This window comes from Enterococcus sp. AN402 (assembly GCF_040719405.1).
GTDB lineage: Bacteria > Bacillota > Bacilli > Lactobacillales > Enterococcaceae > Enterococcus > Enterococcus faecalis.
The window spans coordinates 2,413,747-2,430,863 of sequence record NZ_JBFDTM010000004.1; the positions used below are offsets into that span (position 1 = coordinate 2,413,747).

Here is a 17,117-nt window from a genome sequence, read left to right on the forward strand (position 1 = left end):
GTTACTCCTTTATCGTTAATTCTGCAAATATCGTTTCGGCTTTCGCTTCTAAAAAATAATAAGGTTGTTGTAAAAATAGCGGCGTTTGATTAATGGCTAAAATAGCTGCCGTTGGTTGTTTATAATGAATCAAATCGCAAAATGGATGCACTTGAAAACTCGTGCCGACAATCACGATTAAGTCGGCAGAAGCAACGGCCTGAATGGCTTTTTCGATTGCCTCTTCGGATAATCCTTCTTCATACAAAGTAATAGCTGGACGGATTTGTCCATGACAGTCTGCGTGCCGATCACTAAGCAAATAGTCTTGCCAAGGAACCGTTGCACCACAAGTTTGGCAATAACATTCATATAAATTACCGTGAAAGTCCACCACTTCTTGGCTACCTGCTTTTCGATGAAGCCCATCAATATTTTGTGAAACAATTTTTCCCCGTTTCATTTGCTCTAATTGGGCCATTTTCTGGTGAATGATATTAGGTTGTGCGTCTGGATGATAGAGCGTTTTAACGAATTGATAAAACTTTTCTGGCTCTGTTTTTAAGCAAGTCCGGCTCAATAAGTATTCCGGTTGCTGGATTCCTTGATAGACACCTTTTAAGGAACGATAATCTGGCACACCTGAGGCTGTCGAGATACCCGCACCTGTTAAAAATGTGATTTTTTGTTGGGTTGCCAACCAATGAATTGCCTCAGCTTGCGTGATATCTTGCATATCGATTCAGCTCCTAATCTTCTATATTATAACGTATTTTAACATTAGCACCAAAAGTTTTTCCACTTTTTGAAAACTTCTTACCTATATATTGATTTATCTTGAAAGAGTTTGTGACAAATTTCTCAACTCGTGGTAAAATATGCATGAGTAAAAGTGAGGTGAAACAACAATGGTCGCATTTATTATTTATTGGGCTGCAATTATTGCCTGCATCGCTTGGGGCGTTTTAAGCATTTGGTTCTCTGTTTTTTATCTTTCTCGTAAAGAAAACGGAAATCTTTGGGCTTTTGCGTTCTTCAACGTTATCGCTATTATCGCCTTAGCAATTGTTTTATTAGTTTACAAAACTTGGGATTTCGGTATCTTAACTTACTCAAGTCTAATTTATACAATTTTAGCTTCTTTAGGTGTATTGACTGTTCTTCAAGCTATTTTAGGTCGTGAACCAAAAGCTGTCAAAGCTTAAGTGATTGTTTAAAAAACCTTGAATTCATATGAATTCAAGGTTTTTTTAAGACACTAATTACGCACTGATATTCTTATTTCTTCAAAAAAAATCCTGTCAATCCTTATTTACCAATCCCTTACAAATCCATTCTTGCCATTTCTTCCAATTTCTCAATCTCTTTTCGATAATTTTTTCGCAGGGTTTGTTCTGTTTCTTCTAGGATTGAAACAAACCGATTTTCTGTTCGTTTCACTTCATCTAAACTGGTGGCTATTTGATGATGAAACATTCGTTTGTCCCAAGTATCATTTCTAGTAAAATAAGCCACCTTGTCTACTAGTTGGTTCGTTTGTTGTCTAAATCGCTGGATTTCAGCGGAAACATGTTGCTGTTGTTGATTGATTTTGCGCTTTTCTTGATAATAGTTGTCTTCAATCATCTGGTAACTGCGGCGTTTTTCTTCCGGTGTCATCTCCTAACCTCCTTTTGCTGGTGTTTTTAAATTTGCGTCAGGAATCGTTTTCAAATAATGGCTCGCTGCGTCCGCCACTTGCCCTTGGAACGCACCTTTTAAGGAAGAAGGCAACGTAGTTTTTGATTGTTTGCTCATCAATTCTGAAAGTTTCTTGATTGTATGTGTGGAGGTTTGTTTGATGGTTGCGATTCTGGTTTGTTTTGCTGTAATCACAGCTTGAATGGCTTGGCGTTCTTGTATCTTTTGTACGCGTTCTAATTCCAATTGAAGTTCTCTTTCCAGTTCATCCATGTGCGACATCCTTTCATTTCTGTGCAAATAACTGATTCCCTGTTTGGCGATCGTATTCTTGAATATTTTTAGCCGCAGTTGTTAACTTTTCACTAAACGTCATCAGTTTTTGATTATATTGTTGAACTTGTTTCCGATTGTGACTGGCCTGTGCCTCGTTCCACAAACGACTTTTTTCATAGGGTGCAATCATTGCTTGGACCTCAGAATAAGACAAATATTGTCTAATTTCATTGGCACTTGTTAAAATTTCCTTGGAAATTTCTGCTAACGCTTGTTCTGTGTCTTGCTGGCTTTGTTTCAGCAATTTCTCCGCTTCTTCACCGATTGTCCTAGCCTGATTAGCTACCTGTAATGCCAAGTCTGCTCGTAACTTGATTTTTTGACCGCCAGAAGCACTGGCAATTTTTGTATGTAAAGAACGAATAGCTTTATCAGTACCAGATTTTAATTTTTCCAAATTCGCATTCGTTTGCGCAAATTCGCCATAGAGTTCTAAGTACTCCTGCACTCGTTTTTTCGCTTCGGCTTCATTATTTGTGGTGGGATCCCAGTCGCCATTTTTCTTTGCCCAGACTTTCGCTGCTAACTTGACTTGCTCCAAAGTCATATTCGGTGCGAAAATGCCATCTTTGGCTAAACGATCCAAATCCAAGTCGTCCCCGTCAAAATAGTTGGCTAAAGTATTATGTTCACCAACCCCTGAAATCGAAGAAATCGTGCCATATTTACTATCACGTCCTGACAGTGCTGCCCATGAATCATTTTGGTAGCGAATCAAAAATTCTGGATTTTCTTGTAGCCACTGTTTTTCACTCGTCGTTAAACGTTCAAATTGATTGCGGCCCCAATCATCAAAACTGGTGGTACGGAAGCCCATTTCTTGCCCGTATTTCCCTGCCATTTTCATCATGTAGCCACCTGATTGACTAAAGCCTGCAACATCGGTAATTGTGCCGTTTTGCGAGGCAATTTTTTGCTGCGTTTGTTTTAAAAATTTTTCAGCTTCCTGATATTCTTCAGAAAGCCCACCTACAAAAGCTGTTCCAGCTGTCTCAAAGCCTTTTTTACCTTCATCACCAAAGGAATTGGTACCAGCGTACACGACAGCGACGTTGTTATAGTCAGGTTTACCTTGGTCATCTAAAGGGGCGATGGCCATGGCGTTTAGTTGGCTGGATTGGGTGCTGGCGGCTTTGTGGATGATTTTGAATTTTTTTAATTCCCCTTGAATTTCTAATTCAATTATTTTCCCTTTTGTTTGAACCTTCTTCTTAGTTATATCAATCGATTTTGCTAAATCTTCTGTTGTAATTTCATTAGTCAAATTTCTTCACCTCCTAATAAATTAATTCGTGAATTTCTATGTCATAAACTACTTTTGCGTTTGGACTACCTTTATCGGACTTCTTAAATTTTTCAAAAACTTTTTTTTCTTCTTGACTCAAACCATAGACTGCATTCTCTAGCCCTACCTCAATAGTACCATCTGTATTTTCAGGATTTAATGTTTTTGATAAAACATACTTTTTCAATTCGTCCTTGTATTCTCCTTTTTCACTTAAGCGAAAATCTGACATAAAATATTTGTCTTCCGAAACATACACTTTCACGTCACTATCCACATAATTCCCCAACAGCGAAGTCCCATACCCTTTTGCATTCCGCCATTCCACGCCAACGCCTTGCCATTCGATCTTCTCAATGCCTTCGTAGTTTTCCACCAAATAGTTTGACACATATTTTTGAATTAAATCGATTCCTTGTTGGTAATCCTTTTCTATTGCTTTTTTATCCATGTATTGTTTCCCTCCAATTCCTATTATTAGTACTACAGCAGCTAAGGTACTTAGCCACCATTTTCTTGTTTTCACTGGCTTTCCTCCTTTCTTTTTTATGTACACTAATTTTTTAAAACTTCTATGTTAAGATATTCTGGCTTCCTGATATTCTTCAGAAATTCCACCTACAAAAGCTGTTCCAGCTGTTTCAAAGCCTTTTTTACCTTCATCCCCAAAGGAATTGGTACCAGCGTACACGACAGCGATGTTGTTACAGTCAGGTTTGCCTTGATCATCTAAAGGCGCGATGGCCATGGCATTTAGTTGGCTGGATTGGGTGCTGGCGGCTTTGTGGATGATTTGATAGTCTGTTTTTCGTCTTTGAATATCTAAAGTCACAGTGTCAGTTTCTTTTTGAACTGTCTTTTTAATAGCATCAATTGCCTTTGCCAATTCTTCTGTTGTAATTTCCTTTGTCAAAATCTTTTACCTCCTAATAAATTAATTCGTGAATTTCTATGTTATAAACTACTTTTGCATTTGGACTTCCTTTAGTAGCTTTTTTAAATTTGTCAAAAATTTTATTTTCATTCTGACTTAATTTATTTATCGTATTTTTTAATTCTGCTTCAATAACAATATCTATATTTTTAGAATTTAATGAATCTAGTACAACATATTTTTCCAACTCATAATCATAATCTGCTTCATCAGCCAATCGAAAGTAAGGCATAAAGTATTTATCTTCCGAAACATACACTTTCACATCACTATCCACATAATTCCCCAACAGCGAAGTCCCATATCCTTTTGCATTCCGCCACTCTACACCAACGCCTTGCCACTCAATCTTCTCAATACCTTCATAGTTTTCTACCAAATAGTTCGATACATATTTTTGAATCAAATCGATCCCTTGTTGGTAATCTTTTTCTATTGCTTTTTTATCCATGTATTGTTTCCCTCCAATTCCTATTATGATTAGTACTGCAGCAGCTAAGGTACTTAGCCACCATTTTCTTTTTTTCACTGACTCCCCTCCTTTCTTTTTATGTACACTAATTTTTTAAAACTTCTATGTTAAGCTATCTTCACTTCCTGATATTCTTCAGAAAGTCCACCTACAAAAGCTGTCTCTAAGCCTTTTTTCCTTGACTTTCTAATTTCACATTTTTACTGTTTGTTTGAACCTTCCTTTTAATCATATCAATTGCATTTGCTAAATACTCTGTTGTAATTTTTTTCTGCACCTTTTTTTCCCCCGTCTTCACATTTGCTTCAATTATTCGTTGAACGGTTTACTTATCTCTTTTATGTATATCTATAGGACATGTTTTTCTAACTCTACGTACTTTGTTATTCACTGAATATTCAAACAACTTTTGCTATCTTCAACTTAACACACTACACCAACCTTGTAAACGCTTAATTAACAGTGTAAAATCGCTCATCTCAAAACGATTCTTCTCTTTTATTATCTTTTTCTTTTACTTAATGTTACGCTAATTTCATGGTGTTTGTGTCCTCTTGATAAATTCCTTTGCTGGAACATATTGACTTTCTTCTGGATTTATCCTAAAATTAATAACTGAATTTAATAACTGAATAGTGCCTCAAAAAAGAGGTAGAGGTCGCGGTTTTTATTACGCTTGTGGAGTGAGAGGACGCTGGGAAGCAAGTTTAGGATCAATCGCCGAAATGCATAACGGAGCCTCTTCTGTTGTGTGTTGGGACGTAAGTTAAGAGCTTGCGGACTGTCTTAGTAGTGATGCTAAGTTGTGCTATGTTTCGTTGAGGAATTTTTTTCGACATTACCTAGCAACCTTACATCTGTTTGGTTGTTTTTTTGTATTCAAAAATAGGTTGTGACAGAAGTATTCTCCTTTAAAAAGACAGAATCGCTTTTGCTCAGCTGATTATCAAAGCTTGTTGATTGAAAAAAGACAAAACGATCAATCAGACAAGAAATTTAAAGGAGAGAAAAAGATGAACAAAAAAGTTTTTTCATTCAGTCTACTACTTGTCACGCTATTTTCGTTACTTGGCATGACAACCAACGCTTCGGCGGAGGAAAATGGTGAATTTCGTGTCGGCATGGAAGCTGGCTACGCCCCTTTTAACTGGTCACAGAAAAATGACGCACATGGCGCAGTGCCTATTCAAGGCAACTCTTATGCAGGCGGCTATGATGTTCAAATTTCTAAAAAAATTGCCGATGGTTTAGGTCGTAAATTAGTAATCGTCCAAACCAAATGGGATGGCTTGGCGCCCGCCTTACAATCTGGAAAAATTGATGCCATTATCGCCGGAATGAGCCCAACCGCTGAACGAAAAAAAGAAATTGCTTTTACAAACCCTTATTATGAATCACAATTTGTCGTAATTGTAAAAAAAGATGGCAAATACGCTAATGCAAAAAGCTTGAAAGATTTAGCTGATGCTAAAATTACGGCTCAACTAAATACATTCCACTACGGATTAATTGATCAAATTCCAAATGTCAATAAACAGCAAGCAATGGATAACTTTTCAGCTATGCGAACAGCACTTGCTTCTGGCATGATTGATGGGTATGTTAGTGAACGCCCTGAAGGCATAACAGCAACTAGTGTCAATAAAGAATTAAAAATGTTAGAATTTCCAAAAGAAAATGGCTTTGATGCTAGCGCTGAAGACTCACAAGTAGCAGTCGGCATGCGTAAAGGCGATCCAGACATTGAAAAAGTAAACAAAATTTTAGCAGGTATTTCTCAAGATGAACGGACAAAAATTATGGACCAAGCAATCAAGGATCAACCTGCAGCAACAGATAGTGATGAACAAAAAACAGGACTTATTAACGATTTCAAAAATATTTGGAATCAATATGGCGACATGTTTTTACGTGGTGCTGGTTTAACGCTATTTATCGCGTTAATCGGGACGGTCGTCGGAACAACCCTTGGTTTACTAATTGGTGTCTTCCGTACAATTCCAGATTCTGAAAACCCAGTCGCTCGTTTCTTCCAAAAATTAGGAAATTTAATTCTTTCTATTTATATTGAAGTTTTCCGTGGTACACCAATGATGGTTCAAGCAATGGTTATTTTCTATGGTTTAGCTCTAGCTTTTGGCATCTCTTTAGACCGAACAGTGGCCGCATTATTTATCGTTTCTGTGAATACTGGTGCCTATATGTCTGAAATTGTTCGCGGAGGTATTTTCGCAGTGGATAAAGGACAATTCGAGGCAGCACAAGCGATTGGGATGACCCATGGACAAACAATGCGTAAAGTCGTTATTCCCCAAGTATTACGTAATATTTTACCTGCAACAGGGAATGAATTTGTCATTAATATCAAAGATACAGCCGTGTTAAGTGTTATCGGTGTCGCAGATTTATTCTTCCAAGGGAATGCTGCTTCTGGCGCAAACTTCCAGTTCTTCCAAACCTTTACAATTGTCGGCATCATGTACTTGGTAATGACTTTTGTGATCACACGAATCTTACGTGTTGTGGAACGTAAAATGGATGGCCCTTCTGCTTACGTTAAAGTAGAAGAATTAACTGAAGAAGGAAAAGAAAGCTAGGAGGCAAACAGATGAGTGCAATTATTGAAATTGAACATTTACGAAAAAGCTTTGGCGAAAACGAAGTATTAAAAGATATCAATATGAACGTCAACAAAGGAGAAGTTGTCACCATTATCGGTTCTTCTGGTTCTGGTAAATCAACGTTACTACGTTGTATCAATTTGTTAGAAAAACCAACAGATGGCAAAATCATCTATAATGGTAAAAATGTTTTAGAACGTGGTTATAGTTTGCCCAAATATCGGACCCATTTAGGTATGGTTTTCCAATCATTCAATTTATTTAATAACATGAATGTCTTAGAAAACTGTACTTCTGGTCAGATGACTGTCCTAAAAAGAAACAAAGAAGAAGCCAAAAAAATTGCCTTAGAAAATTTAGAAAAAGTTGGCATGGCTCGTTTTATTGATGCCAAACCTGCTCAATTATCTGGTGGACAAAAGCAACGGGTAGCCATTGCTCGAGCATTATCAATGGATCCAGATGTTTTACTTTTCGATGAACCAACTTCTGCATTGGATCCTGAAATGGTTGGCGAAGTGCTAAAAACGATGAAAAATCTTGCCCATACAGGGCTAACAATGGTGATTGTAACACATGAAATGGAATTTGCGCGGGACGTATCCGATCGTGTTATTTTCATGGATAAAGGTGTCATTGCTGAAGAAGGGACCGCTGAAGATATTTTTGTCCATCCAAAAGAAGCTCGGACAAAAGAGTTCTTACATCGGATTTTAACGAAAAACTAGTAAAAAAGAGGCAGTCATTCTGGTTAGAGTGACTGCCTCTTTTGTTATTTTTTGTATTGACGAATCATTGGCGGTTCATAGGAATCAATAAATGCACCAATTTCTTCTAAGGAATCTGAAATGAAAATTTTAGCTCGATCCGCCGCTGTTAAGAAATTAGTTTCTACCATTTTATCAAAAAAAGCAGCTAGTAAATCATAGTAACCATTCACGTTGTATAAAATACAAGGATTCATATGTTCACCGACTCGGCCCCAAGAGATCACCTCGCTAATTTCTTCGAGTGTGCCGGGACCACCGGGTAAAGCTAAATACACATCTGCCAATTCAATCATCTTTTTCTTACGCGCATGCATATCACTGACTGTATGCATCTTTGTAATGCCATTATGTGCAATCTCTCGTTCCATTAAAAAAGTGGGCATGACACCAATTACCTCTCCACCTTCTGCCAAAAGCGTATCAGCCACTGTACCCATTAGACCAACATTGCCACCGCCATAAACTAGATCATAGTGATTTTCTTTCATCCAAGCGGCTAACGCTACTGCAGCTTGCTGATAGATTGGCTCATTTCCCAGACTAGCGCCACAATATACTGCCATTTTTTTCACAAACATACCCTCCATTTAGATAGATTCTTTTTTACCATCTATCCTCTGGTAGCTATGGTAGCATATTTTGATTTTATCGAAAAGGTGCAGCCATTTTTCTTTTCGTTTTAAAAGTATTTGAATTTTCAGACAATAAATGCTATAGTCTTTTTATATTTTAAAATTTCAGAAAAAGGAGCACTATTATCTTGTCTACCTCACTCACTATTCGCTTAGTTGCCGAAGCAGATTGGCCCGCATTACATGCCTTGGACCAAATCATTTGGACAAAAGAGAATACCCCTGCCGAGATACAACCACTCTCGCTTGCGGCATATCAAGAAAAAATGAAAGATGAAACGATTTTCGTTGCCATCAGCGGACAACAACTTGCTGGATTTATTGAAGTCCATCCGCCCACTTCGTTAGCAGCTCATCAAAAGCAATGGCTACTAAGTATTGGCGTTTCGCCAGATTTCCAGGGCCAAGGGATTGGTGGTTCTTTGTTGTCGTATGTCAAAGAGATGGCCCAGATAAGCGGGATTCATAAGCTGAGTTTGCGAGTAATGGCTACCAATCAAGAAGCCATTCGATTCTATGAAAAACATGGTTTTGTGCAGGAAGCACATTTTAAAGAAGAATTTTATATAAATGGACACTATTGTGATGATTATCAGTATGCTTATTTCATAGAAAAATAAGAAAACCAATGTTTTCTATAAAAACTGGTTGCTCTCTGTTTCTTCTTCTGTTATTTTAAATAATAAGACAATATTAAGGAGTGTGAATCTATGCAAAAAAAGTTAGTTTGGCGTGATTATCTATACGTTGGTTCAATGTTATTCGGTTTGTTTTTCGGTGCTGGAAATTTAATTTTCCCTGTACATATGGGACAAGAAGCGGGGGCTTCCGTCTTTTTAGCAAACTTGGGCTTCTTAGCCACTGGAATTGGCTTACCTTTTCTTGGTGTGATTGCTATGGGTGTTTCTAAAAGTTCAGGTGTTTTTGACTTAGCTTCTCGGATTAATCGTCGTTATGCTCTTATTTTTACCTTACTATTATATTTAACGATTGGTCCTTTCTTTGCTTTACCAAGGTTAGCAACTACTTCTTTTGAGATTGGTCTTGCACCATTTGTTCCTAAAGACTTGCAATGGCTGGTTCTTGCTGGTTTTTCCGCATTATTTTTCTTAGCCGTTTGGCTCTTCTCTAGAAAGCCAAGTAAAATCTTAGATTATGTGGGTAAATTTTTAAATCCGTTATTTTTAGCATTGCTAGGAATTTTGATTGTTTTAGCCTTTGTAAAACCATTAGGTCATGTGGCCAGTGCCGCTGTTGGTGAAAATTATATTTCAAGTCCTTTTTTTAAAGGATTTACAGAAGGTTATAATACGTTGGATGCTTTAGCTTCATTAGCTTTTGGGATTGTTGTCGTTTCCACTTTACGAAATATGGGCGTCGAAAAACCAGGAGATATCGCTAAAGGAATGATTAAATCAGGTGCTTTCAGTGTTGTATTGATGGGGATTATCTATACCTTACTTGCTTATATGGGAACAATGAGTATCGGGGCTTTTCCAATCAGTGAAAACGGCGGGATTGCCTTAGCCCAAATTGCTAATTACTATTTAGGCCTACCAGGGAGTATTTTACTGGCTTTTATCGTAGTTCTTGCTTGTTTAAAAACCGGTATCGGCTTAAGCACAGCCTTTTCTGAGACTTTTGAAGAAATGTTTCCGAAAGTTTCCTATCAAAAATTCTTGGCAATTGTTGTTATTTTACCAGCTATTTTTGCAAATGTCGGCTTAACCAACATCATTCAATTTGCCGTTCCAGTCTTGATGTTCCTTTATCCATTGGCGATTACTTTAATGCTTTTGGTAATCATCAGTCCTATTTTCAAACATCGACGGGAAGTCTATCAAGCAACGACCTATATCACATTGATTGCTGCTGTTTTAGATGCATTAAATAGCGCGCCTGCCTTTATCAAAGATACGGCGTTTGTAACAACGCTTTTAGAAAAAGCCGGCCAATACTTACCATTGTTCACTATTGGCATGGGCTGGGTCGTTCCAGCAACGGTTGCTTTTCTAATTAGTTGGGTTTGGGTCATGATTTCTAAAAAAGATCCTATTCTTGATTAATTCTTACCAAAACGACACTAGAAGAAATGCGGAAGCGCATCTTTTCTAGTGTCGTTTTTATGTATATTCGTTGTACCAAACTCTTGACTATGGTAAATTGAAGTTACCAACAAGTACTGGAGGAAATTGCCCATGTTAGTTACAACAACCGAGAGAATTAGCGGTCAAGAATATGAAATTATTGGAGAAGTTTTCGGGTTAACCACACGTTCTAAAAATATGTTTAAAGATTTAGGTGCTGGACTAAAAAGCGTAGTTGGCGGTGAAATCAAAGGTTACACTGATATGCAACGAGAAGCACGCGACCAAGCAATCGAACGTTTAAAAGCAGAAGCCTCTAAATTAGGTGCAGATGCCGTTGTGATGATGCGTTTTGATTCTGGCACAATTGGCACAGACATGCAATCTGTCGTGGCTTACGGAACAGCTGTTAAATACATCTAAATTTTGCAACTAAAAAGACGCAGACCTTTTCTTGTAAGGTCTACGTCTTTTTAGTTTTCATATTTCACTTCTGCTAAATACAATCCTTCTGGATGAGCAGTCGGACCTGCTAAATTTCGATCTTTGGCTGCGATAATTGCTGGAATCGCGGTTGGTTCCAGCCGCCCATTGCCGATTTTCAATAGCGTACCAACTAAAATCCGAATCATTTTGTACAAGAAACCATCGCCCCGAAAAGTGAATGTTAATTCATCCCCCGTTTCATTGACATGAACACTGGCTTCATGAATGGTTCGGACTTTATCTTCTACCGAACTTCCTGAGGCACAGAAAGAGGTAAAATCATGGGTGCCTAATAAATCAGGCAAAGCTTGTTGGATTTTTTCGAGATCAATGGGATACGGAAAATAACTAGCATAAAAACGTCGAAATGGACTTCGCGGTTTGCCAATATCCACTTTAAATTGATAGGTTTTTTCGATCACGTGATAACGTGCATGAAAGTCTTCTGAAACACGTTCCACGCTGCGCACAGCAATGTCTTCTGGTGTTTGTGTGTCTAACGCAAAGCGCATTTTTTCCAACGGACGTTCCTGCGGATAATCAAAGTGAATCACTTGGCCCATTGCATGAACACCTGCATCTGTTCGTCCTGAACCAAAAACCGTCACGGAGTGTCCGTTATTCATGCGTGCTAACGTTTTTTCTATTTCTTCTTGAACGGTACGCTCATTAGGCTGCTTTTGAAAGCCATGAAAATGAGTGCCATCATAGGCAATGATTGCTTTATAGCGGGGCATAATTTTTCTTCACCTTTTCTAAGTTCTTAATACAAATAAGCCAATGGTTAACAAGACAAAGCCAAACATTACTATTGTATCTCGTAGGTGCCAATGAAGAATGCGGTATTTTGTCCGTCCTTCGCCACCTTGATAACCTCTTGCTTCCATGGCAGTCGCTAAGTCTTCCGCACGATTAAAACTACTTACGAAAAGCGGAATTAAAAGTGGAACAATAGCTTTCATTTTTTGAAGTAAGTTTCCTTCACCAAAATCAACACCACGGGCACGTTGGGCATTCATAATCTTTTCCGTTTCATCCATTAATGTTGGGACAAAACGTAAGGCAATTGATAACATCAATGAAACTTCATGAACTGGAAATTTCACCACACGAAGTGGACGTAGCAAATATTCAATCGCATCTGATAACTCTAATGGTGCCGTCGTTAAAGTTAATAACGTTGACATGAAAATAATTAAAACAAAACGACAGAAAATAAATAGCCCATTCGTCACACCAAACTGGGTAATGGAAATAATTCCCCACTGAAAGTACACTTCGCCCCCTTGTGTAAACAAGGTTTGAAGAGCCACAGTAAACAGAATTAGCCATAATAATGGCCGAACACCGCGGATAAAGAAGCGGGCACTGATTTTTGATAATGAAATAGCAAAAGCAGTAAAGGCTGCTATTAAAACATAACTCTGCCAATTATTTGCTAAAAAGATAATTCCAATAAAATAAAAACTAGCTAATAATTTTGCGCGCGGATCTAAACGATGGATAAAAGAATCACCTGGAATATAGCGCCCAAAAATCAATTTATTCATCATTTTGCCTCACCTGCTTCCTGCATTTTTTTCAGAAGCTGATCGGCTAATTGATCGGCCGTTAATGGTAATTGCTCAAAAGAAAAGCCTTTTGCCACTAATTTTTCAGCAAATTCGGCTGCAGTTGGCACGCCTAATTGTTTTTCTTTCAACCATTGTGTCTCTTGAAACACTTCTTGTGGTGCTCCCGCTCGGACGATTTGTCCTTTTTCTAAAACAATCACATGATCTGCGTAATTAGCCACATCATCCATCAAATGTGTCACTAAAACGATGGTCATATTATGTTCCTTATGCAGACGACTAAACATCTCCATCATTTCTTTACGACCCTTAGGATCCAAACCAGCGGTCGGTTCGTCTAATACTAAGACTTCTGGTTCCATCGCTAGCACACCAGCAATTGCGACACGGCGCATTTGACCACCTGATAACTCAAACGGAGAATGTTGTAAGTATTTTTCATCTAAGCCGACTAAATCAAGCATTTTCTTAGCTAATTTTTTCGCTTCTTCGTCTGAAACACCAAAATTTTTCGGTCCGAAAGCGATGTCTCGCTCCACTGTTTCTTCAAACAATTGTGCTTCTGGAAATTGAAAAACGATCCCAACTTTTTTACGAATTGGTTTTAAATTCTTATTATCAGTTTCTGGCGTAATCACACGCTCTCCAATTGTCACTTGGCCTTTAGTTGGTTTCACCAAAGCATTTAAATGTTGCAATAGCGTTGATTTGCCACTGCCAGTATGTCCGACAATCGCTGTATAAGAGCCGTCTTGAATCGTTAAATTAATATCGAATAATGCCCGTTGCTCAAAAGGAGTATTGGGTTGGTAAGTAAAATCTACTTGTTTAAAACGGATGTCCATAACCAATCCACCATCCCTTCTTCTGTTAAATAATTCGTGGGCACAACAACGCCACGCTCTTTCAAAGCTACTTTTAATTTTTCAGGAAACGGTAAATCCAAGCCCATTTCAACAAGCGCTTCTCCTGCAGAAAAAATCTTTTCTGGTGTTCCTTCGTTTGTCAATTGTCCTTGGCGCATCACTAAAATACGATTCGCATTAGCCGCTTCATCAATATCGTGGGTAATAGAAATAACTGTTAAATTGCTTTCCTCTTTAATCTTTTGAATGGTAGCAATTACTTCTGCACGACCTTCTGGATCTAACATACTTGTCGCTTCGTCTAAAATAATAATATCTGGTCGCAAAGCAACCACACCAGCGATAGCTACTCGTTGTTTTTGGCCACCAGATAGCCGAGCAGGTTCTCGCTTGGCAAAATCTAACATACGAACCCGTTCTAAGGCATCGTGGACACGTTCGACCATTTCATCACGCGGAATACCTTGATTTTCTAAACCAAAAGCCACATCGTCTTCGACTGTTGAACCGACAAATTGGTTATCTGGATTCTGAAAGACCATTCCTACCATACGCCGGATATCCCAGACGTTTGCTTCATTTAATTCTTTGCCGCCAACTTTGATAGTCCCAGCAGCTGGCAGTAACAGCCCATTGATCGTTTTGGCTAACGTTGATTTACCAGAACCATTATGGCCAATAATAGCGACCCATTCGCCTTGTTGAATGGAAAAAGACACATCTTTTAAAGCGGGAGAAGCATCTTCTGGTTGATAATTAAATTGGATATTATTTAGTTCAATGATTGGTTGCATCGCGTACTCCCTCAATCTATTTATTCTTTCTAACACTACCAAAAAAGTAGCGTTTTTTCAATCATCTGTTCTGATTCTTCACACTATTTTTTATTATACCAAAAGAACGGTCATTATGGGAGCTCTTATCTGTCTTGACAGGTCTATTTTTCATAAAAATAACTTCTTGTTCTCATAAAACAAGAAGTTACTGATTTTCTTTTAAAAATGCGTCTTCAAATATTCAAACGCATATTGGGCATATAACTCAGCACCCATTGCCATCGCATCTTCATCAATATTGAAACGACCATGGTGATGTGCCCATTCCGTATCTTTCTCTGGATTACCACTTCCCACTAAGGCAAAACAACCAGAAGCATGTTCAGTATAATAACTGAAGTCTTCACCACCGGTTGTCGGCTCTTCTTGTCTTAAGGCCGCTTCACCAAAATTTTCCTTAATTAGTGTTTGGGCAAACAAGGCATCTTGCTCATCATTAATCACTGGCAACGTTCCATATTGATAATCTAACGAAGCCGTCCCACCGTAAATAGCGGCTGTTTGTTCCGCATAGCGTTGCAGCGCCTGTTCTACTCGATTACGCGTTGCTACACTAAAGCAACGAACCGTTCCTTCTAAACGTGCATTCTCAGCAATCACATTAAAACGGGTCCCCACATCCATCCGTCCAATCGTGACAACTACTGGATCTAAAGGATCTGTCTCCCGAGAAACAATCGTTTGCAGATTCATCACGAAAGAAGAAGCTATGACTGCCGCATCAATACAAGCGTTTGGCATGGCACCATGGCCACCACGTCCTTTAAAATCAACAGAAAAAATATCTGCGGATGCGAAACTTGAGCCCACTCGACACGAAGCGGTTCCTACAGGCATTTGTGACCAGATATGTAAGCCAAATACATCATCAACACCGGTCATTGCGCCTTGCGCAACCATTGCTTTAGCACCTTGCGCATTTTCTTCAGATGGTTGAAAAATTAACCTTACTGTTCCCTGAAGTTCTTCTTGGATTTCTTTTAATACTTTAGCTGCTGTTACTAACATCGCGGTATGGGAATCATGCCCACATGCATGCATCTTGCCAGCTTCTAAAGATTTATAAGCTAAATCTTCATTTAATTCCTGTACAGGTAAGGCATCCATATCCGCCCGCAGCGCAACCACTCGGCCTGGTTTGCCGCCCACAATTTCAGCAATTAAACCCGTCGGTTCTGTTTTGCGATAAGTAATTCCCAATTGATCAAGAACTGCCGCAACTTTTTCTGTCGTTCGAAATTCTTCAAATTGTAATTCTGGATGTTGGTGTAAATCCCGTCGAAAAGCAATCATTTCTTGTGCATGCTGCTTGATCAGTGCTTTGATTTTTTTCATACTTACGCCCCGTTTCTACAAACTTAATAAAATACTTGAAAAAATACCCGCTAAAATAACCGAAACAATGGTGACTGTTACGAAACCTGCCACTAACATCGGTGGCATTAAATGGCTCGTTAAAGCCGCCTGTTCTTGTTCATCTTCTGTCAATGATTGAATCACTTCATTCGTAATAATATAATCGGCTGGAAAGCCATATAAAGCTGTCAACGAAACAGCGAATGCCATCTCTTTACTCACACCTAATACACGACCAACAATTGCTGAAAAGATGTACATCCCGATAACACCAATCACAATAATCCCAATCATTGGTAAAAATAAATCCATCAACATTTCAGGTGTGGCTTGTTTTAAGCCATCAAAGACAAAAAGCATTAACCCTAAAATCGCAAAACCAAAGCTATTTGCTTTCTGTAATGGTTGCTTTTCTAAAAAGCCTAAAGACGTTGCAATCACGCCAAAACATAAACACAGCACAAAAGGACTAATCGTCACAAACGGTGCCGTCCACACAGAAACATAATAAGCGAGTGTGGCAACTAAGGCTAAACGTAAAATTCGTGAATAATCTGTATGATATCGTTTGGGTACTTTTTCAAATAGTTTAGGCACATCTGGTTCTGCTCCTGTTTCTTGCCCCTCTTGTTCATGAACCGGCTGCCATGTCCCTGCTCGATATTCTTGAAGCTTCCGCTTTCCTTCTTTTTTTAGAACAATTGAAGTTAAGGGATAACCTGCAAACCCTTGAATGACATAAATTAAAATTGCCAAAACCGAAAGTGAGGCTAAACCAGCTGATTGAGCCGCTTCTGACATTACTAATGAAGAAACTAAACCTCCTACTAACGGCGGGATTGCAACTAAAACTGTTTTTAAGTCAAAAACAAAAGTCCCTACAGCTAATAACAAGGCAATAATGCCCAGAATACCTGACAAAGCAATCACAATCGTTTTCCATTGATTAACCAATTCTTTAACAGAGAGCAGAGTGCCCATATTAGTAATCAACAGATACATTAATAAAGTGGCAACCACTGTAGGAATCCCTGCCACTTCCACAATATTTTGTGGAAAAATAGTCCAATAACCAAGAATAAATAAAACACCACAAACAAAAACAGATGGAACCCAAGCTTTTGTTTTGATAGAAACTACATCACCAATGTATAAAATAACCATCAGCAACGAAAAAGCAAACATTTGCGACATATAATTCCC

General features: G+C 38.4%; 20 protein-coding genes and 1 riboswitch. Of the genes, 6 read left to right on the forward strand and 14 right to left on the reverse strand.

Annotated features, from left to right (window positions below):
- Nucleotide 1: 1 nt before the first annotated feature.
- Nucleotides 2-715: an NAD-dependent protein deacylase gene (locus AB1I62_RS13165; RefSeq protein ID WP_002390258.1), complete on the reverse strand. Its 714-nt coding sequence runs from the start codon at nt 713-715 to the stop codon at nt 2-4.
- A gap of 172 nt (nt 716-887) precedes the next feature.
- Between AB1I62_RS13165 and AB1I62_RS13170 the strand changes: the two genes are divergently transcribed.
- On the forward strand, nt 888-1,184 hold the full coding sequence (locus AB1I62_RS13170) for a hypothetical protein (RefSeq protein WP_002356244.1): 297 nt from the start codon (nt 888-890) through the stop codon (nt 1,182-1,184).
- Nucleotides 1,185-1,302: 118 nt separating this feature from the next.
- Here AB1I62_RS13170 and AB1I62_RS13175 read toward each other — a convergent pair whose 3' ends face one another.
- The 6 genes from AB1I62_RS13175 to AB1I62_RS13200 are packed head-to-tail and all read right to left on the reverse strand — an operon-like array spanning nt 1,303 to nt 4,743.
- The gene (locus AB1I62_RS13175; RefSeq protein ID WP_048738142.1) at nt 1,303-1,638 is read right to left on the reverse strand and encodes a hypothetical protein; all 336 of its coding nucleotides are present in this window, start codon (nt 1,636-1,638) and stop codon (nt 1,303-1,305) included.
- A 3-nt stretch (nt 1,639-1,641) separates the two neighbouring features.
- Entirely contained in the window at nt 1,642-1,932 is a 291-nt protein-coding gene (locus AB1I62_RS13180) for a hypothetical protein (protein WP_002400826.1), read from the reverse strand.
- A gap of 13 nt (nt 1,933-1,945) precedes the next feature.
- Nucleotides 1,946-3,259, reverse strand: coding sequence for a hypothetical protein (locus tag AB1I62_RS13185; RefSeq protein ID WP_048738140.1), 1,314 nt, complete (start codon nt 3,257-3,259; stop codon nt 1,946-1,948).
- Between the two features lie 13 nt (nt 3,260-3,272).
- Nucleotides 3,273-3,806, reverse strand: coding sequence for a hypothetical protein (locus AB1I62_RS13190; RefSeq protein ID WP_048738138.1), 534 nt, complete (start codon nt 3,804-3,806; stop codon nt 3,273-3,275).
- A gap of 51 nt (nt 3,807-3,857) precedes the next feature.
- Complete coding sequence (locus AB1I62_RS13195; protein WP_048738136.1) at nt 3,858-4,193, reverse strand: hypothetical protein; 336 nt, start codon at nt 4,191-4,193, stop codon at nt 3,858-3,860.
- A 13-nt stretch (nt 4,194-4,206) separates the two neighbouring features.
- Nucleotides 4,207-4,743, reverse strand: coding sequence for a hypothetical protein (locus AB1I62_RS13200; protein WP_048738134.1), 537 nt, complete (start codon nt 4,741-4,743; stop codon nt 4,207-4,209).
- 587 nt (nt 4,744-5,330) lie between these two features.
- Nucleotides 5,331-5,505, forward strand: a riboswitch (Lysine riboswitch).
- Between the two features lie 194 nt (nt 5,506-5,699).
- Here AB1I62_RS13200 and AB1I62_RS13205 point away from each other — a divergent pair.
- Nucleotides 5,700-7,283, forward strand: a complete 1,584-nt coding sequence (locus AB1I62_RS13205; protein WP_002381368.1) for an ABC transporter substrate-binding protein/permease — start codon at nt 5,700-5,702, stop codon at nt 7,281-7,283.
- A gap of 11 nt (nt 7,284-7,294) precedes the next feature.
- The gene (locus AB1I62_RS13210; RefSeq protein ID WP_002356242.1) at nt 7,295-8,035 is read left to right on the forward strand and encodes an amino acid ABC transporter ATP-binding protein; all 741 of its coding nucleotides are present in this window, start codon (nt 7,295-7,297) and stop codon (nt 8,033-8,035) included.
- 44 nt (nt 8,036-8,079) lie between these two features.
- Here AB1I62_RS13210 and AB1I62_RS13215 read toward each other — a convergent pair whose 3' ends face one another.
- Nucleotides 8,080-8,664, reverse strand: a complete 585-nt coding sequence (locus tag AB1I62_RS13215) for a TIGR00730 family Rossman fold protein (protein WP_002394583.1) — start codon at nt 8,662-8,664, stop codon at nt 8,080-8,082.
- Nucleotides 8,665-8,837: 173 nt separating this feature from the next.
- Between AB1I62_RS13215 and AB1I62_RS13220 the strand changes: the two genes are divergently transcribed.
- From AB1I62_RS13220 to AB1I62_RS13230, 3 genes are all read left to right on the forward strand, one after another.
- The gene (locus AB1I62_RS13220; RefSeq protein WP_048738132.1) at nt 8,838-9,329 is read left to right on the forward strand and encodes a GNAT family N-acetyltransferase; all 492 of its coding nucleotides are present in this window, start codon (nt 8,838-8,840) and stop codon (nt 9,327-9,329) included.
- Between the two features lie 90 nt (nt 9,330-9,419).
- Nucleotides 9,420-10,775: a branched-chain amino acid transport system II carrier protein gene (gene brnQ, locus AB1I62_RS13225; protein WP_002361550.1), complete on the forward strand. Its 1,356-nt coding sequence runs from the start codon at nt 9,420-9,422 to the stop codon at nt 10,773-10,775.
- A gap of 132 nt (nt 10,776-10,907) precedes the next feature.
- Nucleotides 10,908-11,219, forward strand: coding sequence for a heavy metal-binding domain-containing protein (locus AB1I62_RS13230; RefSeq protein ID WP_002381365.1), 312 nt, complete (start codon nt 10,908-10,910; stop codon nt 11,217-11,219).
- A gap of 50 nt (nt 11,220-11,269) precedes the next feature.
- Here the strand turns inward: AB1I62_RS13230 and truA are convergent, their stop codons facing one another.
- From truA to AB1I62_RS13260, 6 genes are all read right to left on the reverse strand, one after another.
- Nucleotides 11,270-12,019, reverse strand: coding sequence for a tRNA pseudouridine(38-40) synthase TruA (gene truA / locus AB1I62_RS13235; RefSeq protein WP_002356237.1), 750 nt, complete (start codon nt 12,017-12,019; stop codon nt 11,270-11,272).
- A gap of 18 nt (nt 12,020-12,037) precedes the next feature.
- Nucleotides 12,038-12,835, reverse strand: coding sequence for an energy-coupling factor transporter transmembrane protein EcfT (locus tag AB1I62_RS13240; RefSeq protein WP_002373841.1), 798 nt, complete (start codon nt 12,833-12,835; stop codon nt 12,038-12,040).
- On the reverse strand, nt 12,832-13,701 hold the full coding sequence (locus AB1I62_RS13245) for an energy-coupling factor ABC transporter ATP-binding protein (protein WP_002381364.1): 870 nt from the start codon (nt 13,699-13,701) through the stop codon (nt 12,832-12,834). The genes AB1I62_RS13240 and AB1I62_RS13245 overlap by 4 nt, the downstream gene beginning before the upstream one ends.
- A complete protein-coding gene (locus AB1I62_RS13250; protein ID WP_002359354.1) occupies nt 13,677-14,516 on the reverse strand; it encodes an energy-coupling factor ABC transporter ATP-binding protein in 840 nt (279 codons plus the stop codon). Before AB1I62_RS13250 ends, AB1I62_RS13245 begins: the two co-directional genes overlap by 25 nt.
- Nucleotides 14,517-14,717: 201 nt before the next feature.
- Nucleotides 14,718-15,893: a M20 family metallopeptidase gene (locus AB1I62_RS13255; RefSeq protein ID WP_002396130.1), complete on the reverse strand. Its 1,176-nt coding sequence runs from the start codon at nt 15,891-15,893 to the stop codon at nt 14,718-14,720.
- A 15-nt stretch (nt 15,894-15,908) separates the two neighbouring features.
- Nucleotides 15,909-17,108, reverse strand: a complete 1,200-nt coding sequence (locus AB1I62_RS13260; protein ID WP_048738127.1) for a DUF819 family protein — start codon at nt 17,106-17,108, stop codon at nt 15,909-15,911.
- Between the last annotated feature and the right edge of the window lie 9 nt (nt 17,109-17,117).

Bases quoted from the DNA above. Each gene is read 5' to 3' on its own strand.
- AB1I62_RS13165 (WP_002390258.1), bottom strand. From the start codon at position 715: ATGCAAGATATCACGCAAGCTGAGGCAATTCATTGGTTGGCAACCCAA.
- AB1I62_RS13170 (WP_002356244.1), top strand. From the start codon at position 888: ATGGTCGCATTTATTATTTATTGGGCTGCAATTATTGCCTGCATCGCT.
- AB1I62_RS13175 (WP_048738142.1), bottom strand. From the start codon at position 1,638: ATGACACCGGAAGAAAAACGCCGCAGTTACCAGATGATTGAAGACAAC.
- AB1I62_RS13180 (WP_002400826.1), bottom strand. From the start codon at position 1,932: ATGGATGAACTGGAAAGAGAACTTCAATTGGAATTAGAACGCGTACAA.
- AB1I62_RS13205 (WP_002381368.1), top strand. From the start codon at position 5,700: ATGAACAAAAAAGTTTTTTCATTCAGTCTACTACTTGTCACGCTATTT.
- AB1I62_RS13210 (WP_002356242.1), top strand. From the start codon at position 7,295: ATGAGTGCAATTATTGAAATTGAACATTTACGAAAAAGCTTTGGCGAA.
- AB1I62_RS13215 (WP_002394583.1), bottom strand. From the start codon at position 8,664: ATGGAGGGTATGTTTGTGAAAAAAATGGCAGTATATTGTGGCGCTAGT.
- brnQ (WP_002361550.1), top strand. From the start codon at position 9,420: ATGCAAAAAAAGTTAGTTTGGCGTGATTATCTATACGTTGGTTCAATG.
- AB1I62_RS13230 (WP_002381365.1), top strand. From the start codon at position 10,908: ATGTTAGTTACAACAACCGAGAGAATTAGCGGTCAAGAATATGAAATT.
- truA (WP_002356237.1), bottom strand. From the start codon at position 12,019: ATGCCCCGCTATAAAGCAATCATTGCCTATGATGGCACTCATTTTCAT.
- AB1I62_RS13240 (WP_002373841.1), bottom strand. From the start codon at position 12,835: ATGATGAATAAATTGATTTTTGGGCGCTATATTCCAGGTGATTCTTTT.
- AB1I62_RS13245 (WP_002381364.1), bottom strand. From the start codon at position 13,701: ATGGACATCCGTTTTAAACAAGTAGATTTTACTTACCAACCCAATACT.
- AB1I62_RS13250 (WP_002359354.1), bottom strand. From the start codon at position 14,516: ATGCAACCAATCATTGAACTAAATAATATCCAATTTAATTATCAACCA.
- AB1I62_RS13255 (WP_002396130.1), bottom strand. From the start codon at position 15,893: ATGAAAAAAATCAAAGCACTGATCAAGCAGCATGCACAAGAAATGATT.
- AB1I62_RS13260 (WP_048738127.1), bottom strand. From the start codon at position 17,108: ATGTCGCAAATGTTTGCTTTTTCGTTGCTGATGGTTATTTTATACATT.